Source organism: Pseudomonas edaphica (assembly GCF_005863185.1).
GTDB lineage: Bacteria > Pseudomonadota > Gammaproteobacteria > Pseudomonadales > Pseudomonadaceae > Aquipseudomonas > Aquipseudomonas edaphica.
This window is the reverse complement of sequence record NZ_VBVZ01000500.1, coordinates 1-4665: the sequence shown is the minus strand read 5'-3', so window position 1 is coordinate 4665 and position 4665 is coordinate 1. Positions and strand designations below refer to the sequence as shown.

Here is a 4665-nt window from a genome sequence, read left to right as displayed (position 1 = left end):
TGTGGGAGCTGGCTTGCCTGCGATAGCGGTGGGCCAGCTGAGAATGGGCCATCTGATACACCGCCATCGCGGGCAAGCCCGGCTCCCACAGGTTGTGCGGTGCCTGGACTGGAACACAGGGCAAAAAATGTGGGAGCTGGCTTGCCTGCGATAGCGGTGGGTCAGCTGCAAATGTGCTACCTGATACACCGCCATCGCGGGCAAGCCCGGCTCCCACAGTTGAACTGTGGTGTTTGGTGGGGAGCTGGCTCAGGCGTGGATCGAGTCGAGCATGCGCTCCAGCATGGCATCACAGCCTGCCAACTGTTCAATACTCACAAACTCATCCGGCTTATGCCCCTGGTCCATGCTCCCCGGCCCGCACACCACCGTGGGTATGCCCACCGCATCAAACAACCCACCTTCGGTGCCAAACGCCACGGTGCCGAAGTCCCGCGAGCCACTGAACGCTGCGATCAACTCCGCTGCCTGGCTGCGCTCGTCGGTGACTAATCCCGGATATGCCGACAACTCAGTAAACCGAATCGCGCTCTGTTTACTCACGGCCTGCATACGCGGCAACACCTGCTGCATGGCATAGGCTTGCAACTCCTCAGCCACTTCACCCGGGTCCATCGACGGCAATGCGCGCACTTCAAAATCAAAGCGGCAGTCGGCAGGCACGATATTCAAGGCCTTGCCGCCCGTAATCACGCCGGTCTGCACCGTGCTGAACGGCGGGTCAAACCGCGGGTCCTGCTGCTCGCGCAGCCGCTGGCCAATGCGCCCCAGTTCGCCAATCAACTCGGCGGCATGCTCAATCGCATTCACCCCATAGGGCGCATACGCCGAATGGCACGCCTCGCCATGCACATCACAACGCATCGCCAGTTTGCCCTTGTGGCCGAGCACCGGTTTCAGTTCGGTCGGCTCACCGATAATGCACAGCATCGGTTTCACCGGCCGCTGCTCCAGCACTGCGAGCAACGAGCGCACGCCCAGGCAGCCGACTTCTTCGTCGTAAGACAGGGCGATATGCACCGGGATACGCAAGTTGGCTTTCACCAACGCTGGCACCAACGCCAGCACACAGGCGATATAACCCTTCATATCCGCCGTGCCGCGGCCAAACAGCTTGCCGTCGCGCTCGGTCAGCGCAAACGGCGGCACAGTCCACGGTTGGCCGTCCACCGGCACCACGTCGGTGTGCCCCGACAGCACAATGCCCGGCAAATGCGCCGGGCCGATGCTGGCGAACAGGTTGGCCTTGCTGCGTTCCTCGTTGTAGACCAGTTCGCTGGCCACGCCGAAGCCTGCGAGGTAATCGCGCACAAATTCGATCAGCAACAGGTTGGACTCGCGGCTGGTGGTATCAAAGCCCACCAGCGTCTGCAGCAGTTCGCGGCTGCGGCTCATCGCTCGTCTCCGGCCACGCCGTAGCCCGGCGAGCGGTCGGGGGCGAGGGCGCGGTCGATGTAGTCCTGCACTTGCGGGCGGTAGGCATCCCAGAGCTTTTGCAGTTCGGCGATGGGCTGTTCATCGGCCCAGTCCACGCGCAGGTTGATGATCGGCCAGGTCAGTTCGCCCACCACCACCAGCGCGGCGGAATGCACCGGCCCGGCTTCGCCACCGGCGTTGATGGCGGCGTGCATCGCCGCCAGCAGTCGATCGGCGAGCTGGCCTTCGCCGTGTTCGAAGGCATGCACCATCGCTTCGATTACTGCGCGGTCGGCGAGCATATTGCCCGCCGCCACACACTGTTCGCCCGACACGGCATTGTGGGTGCCGAGGGTTTCGCTGCCACTGAAATGCACACTGCGGCCCAGGTGATCAATCGCCGTCAGTTGTCGGTATTGGCTGTAGCCGTTGCTCGTCAGGGCTTTGTCGACGGCGGCCGCAGGATCGAGGCCTTGTTCCAGCAGGTCGAGCACGTCCGGGCCGAGGGCCGGTAACGTGATGTTCTGGGTCGACACTGCGCCCACGCCGGGCCGCAGCCATGGGCAGCGGGCGCCCACGGCGATGCTCGAGGAGCTGATGGCGATGCCCAGTTGGCCGGTGTCCGCGCAACGGGCGACGATTGAAAAGGTCATGGGCAGCTCCTTATTCGGGGATCACGGCGATCACGTCAATTTCCATCAGCCACTGTGGCTGGCCCAGGGCCGACACCACCAGCCCGGTGGAGATTGGGAACACGCCCTTGAGCCACTTGCCGACTTCCTGGTACACCGGCTCACGGTAGCGCGGGTCGATCAGGTAGGTGGTGGTCTTGACGATATGGCTCAGGTCGGAGCCGGCCTCTTCGAGCAGTTGCTTGACGTTTTTCATCGCTTGCTCGGCCTGGGCGCGCGGGTCGCCAAGGCCAATCAGGTTGCCATCAAAATCGGTGCCGACCTGGCCGCGCACATACACGGTGTTGCCGGCACGCACGGCCTGGCACAGGTCGTTGTCGAGGCTCTGGTTAGGGTAGGTTTCCTTGGTGTTGAACATGCGGATGCGAGTGTGAGTAGGCATCAAAAAAACTCCGAAAAAAGTGATCAGGCAAGGACCGGCGACGGGTGAGCAACCGGTGCGGCTTCGCGGTATTCAAGGTATTGGCGCTGGATGGCGATGTGGTCGGCCACGTATTTGGCGTCATGCCACACGCCCCAGATAAACGACGAACCCCGGCGCGACTGCCACGGCAAACCCAGGAAGTAGATGCCCGACTCGCTGGCCACACCGCGCTGGTGCTGTGGCTTGCCAGCGGCGTCAAACGCATCGACTTTCAGCCAGCTGTAATCCACGGCAAACCCGGTGGCCCAGATGATCGAGGTGATACCGGCCTTGGCCAGGTCCAGCTCCAGGATCGGGTTTTTGATGCACTCGGCATCCGGGAATACGCGGCGCGCTTGGGGCTCCACGGGCAGGTCGAGGCCGTTGCGCTCGATGTAGGCGTCCGCCGCATCCAGCAAAGCCAAGTAGTTTTCGTCGCCACGGGCCAGGTTTTCAACCAGGTTGGCTTGGAAGCGCGCGACGTTGCCGTCGAAGGCTTGGGTGAGGCCGACCAGGGTCATGCCTTGCTGGGCGAGCTCACGAAAATCGATGGTCTTGCCGCCGTGGGCGCCGCTCACGGCAATGGTCACGTGCTCGCGACCGGGTTTCATCGCGGCCTGGTCCCACTCACCCAACACGCCCAGCCACCAGCAGAAGTCTCGGTTGCGATAGGCACGCGGCGGGCGGTCGTGGGCACCGACCGACAGGTACACCTGGCGCCCGGAACGCTGCAGCTCATCGGCAATTTGCACGCCGGATGAACCGGCGCCCACCACCAGCACGGCGCCGGCGGGCAGTTGTGCGGGGTTGCGGTAGTCGGCGGAGTGGATCTGGTGCAGCGCGCTGTCTTTGGGCGCGATGGCCGGGATCACCGGCTTCTGGAACGGCCCGGTGGCGGCGACTACACGGTTGGCTTCGATCACGCCTTCGCTGGTGTGCACGGTAAAGCCTGGGCGGCCCACGTTACGCACCACAGAGGTCACGTCCACGCCGGTGCGGATCGGTGCATTGAACTTGCGGGCATAGGCTTCGAAGTAATCGGCCACGCGCTCTTTTGGCGCAAAACCATCGGCGGCGACGTCATCAAATTCCAGGCCGGGGAAGCGGTCATGCCAGGCCGGGCCGTTGGCGACCAGCGAATCCCAGCGCCCGGTGCGCCAGCGCTCGGCGATACGGCTGCGCTCCAGCACCAGGTGCGGCACGCCTTGCTTGCTCAGGTGCTCGCTCATGGCCACACCGGCCTGGCCGGCTCCCACTACCAGTGTGTCTGTTTTTGTTATGGCTTGAGTCATGTGTCTGTCCTTGCGTAATGCAGTTGGATTCAGCTTGGGCATGGCTTCAAGGCTAGGGGGAGGGCGTTTTTTAATAAAATATTATTAAGCTTTGGAGTGAGCATAAATATCGGATGCAAGCTCACCCTATCGGGTGATTTCGAGGACGGAGCGGGTGTGTGACCATCCTTGCAGTTCTTTGAGCGAGGCTTCGACGTGGAAAACGACCGGCTTTCTTCTGCGCAATGGTTCGAACAGATGGCCCTGGTGACCGATAATATCGGGCAATCGGGGTTCGCTGCCGCCTTGTTCGATGCCCTCGGGTGTGTGCAGCCGATACAGGCCACGACGCTGTATTTTTACCCGCGCGGCGGCATGCCCAGTGCACTGTTCGAGCTGGATGGGCCGTGGTTGCCGCAAGGCAATGTGCGCCAGTACCTGTCGGGCTTTTACTTGCTCGACCCGTTTTACGACGCCTGTGTCGAAGGCGTCAGTTCAGGCTGCTATGCCTTGGCAGACGTTGCGCCTGACCACTTCGAGCTCAGCGAGTACTTCCAGTCGTTCTACCGGCACTCTCAGCTCGAAGACGAGCTCAATTACCTCCTGCAGTCGAGCAAAGGCTCCAGCCTTGCGGTGTCCCTGGCGTTTACGCAAAAGCTCGACGCCGCCACCATCGCGCAATTCAAGCGCATAACCCCTTGGGTACTGGCCGTGCTGGGCAAACATTTTGTCGGCCTGGATGCCCACGGCGCACGCTTCGAAAACCTGCTGGAGCAACGCATTCACGCGGCATTGAACAACTTCGGCTCGTCGATCCTGACCGAGCGTGAATGCCGCATTGCCCAACTCATTTTGCGTGGGCACTCCACCCGCTCGCTGGCCG

The 4665-nt window shown here is 62.4% G+C and carries 5 protein-coding genes; 1 reads left to right on the top strand and 4 read right to left on the bottom strand.

Annotated elements, in window-relative coordinates:
- Window positions 1–249: 249 nt before the first annotated feature.
- Genes argE through FEM54_RS25170 form a run of 4 tightly spaced genes read right to left on the bottom strand, consistent with a single transcriptional unit; the run spans window position 250 to window position 3845 of the window.
- Window positions 250–1395, bottom strand: coding sequence for an acetylornithine deacetylase (argE, locus tag FEM54_RS25185; RefSeq protein WP_138453507.1), 1146 nt, complete (start codon window positions 1393–1395; stop codon window positions 250–252).
- Entirely contained in the window at window positions 1392–2069 is a 678-nt protein-coding gene (locus FEM54_RS25180) for a DUF1028 domain-containing protein (RefSeq protein WP_138453506.1), read from the bottom strand. Before FEM54_RS25180 ends, argE begins: the two co-directional genes overlap by 4 nt.
- Window positions 2070–2079: 10 nt before the next feature.
- Complete coding sequence (locus FEM54_RS25175; RefSeq protein WP_003207327.1) at window positions 2080–2490, bottom strand: RidA family protein; 411 nt, start codon at window positions 2488–2490, stop codon at window positions 2080–2082.
- Between the two features lie 23 nt (window positions 2491–2513).
- A complete protein-coding gene (locus FEM54_RS25170) occupies window positions 2514–3845 on the bottom strand; it encodes a flavin-containing monooxygenase (protein WP_420875327.1) in 1332 nt (443 codons plus the stop codon).
- A 153-nt stretch (window positions 3846–3998) separates the two neighbouring features.
- Between FEM54_RS25170 and FEM54_RS25165 the strand changes: the two genes are divergently transcribed.
- Window positions 3999–4665: LuxR family transcriptional regulator (locus FEM54_RS25165; protein ID WP_138453504.1), on the top strand; the 667-nt coding region annotated here is incomplete at its 3' end.

Coding starts and splice junctions, on each gene's coding strand:
- argE (WP_138453507.1), bottom strand. CDS start 1,395: ATGAGCCGCAGCCGCGAACTGCTGCAGACGCTGGTGGGCTTTGATACC.
- FEM54_RS25180 (WP_138453506.1), bottom strand. CDS start 2,069: ATGACCTTTTCAATCGTCGCCCGTTGCGCGGACACCGGCCAACTGGGC.
- FEM54_RS25175 (WP_003207327.1), bottom strand. CDS start 2,490: ATGCCTACTCACACTCGCATCCGCATGTTCAACACCAAGGAAACCTAC.
- FEM54_RS25170 (WP_420875327.1), bottom strand. CDS start 3,845: ATGCCCAAGCTGAATCCAACTGCATTACGCAAGGACAGACACATGACT.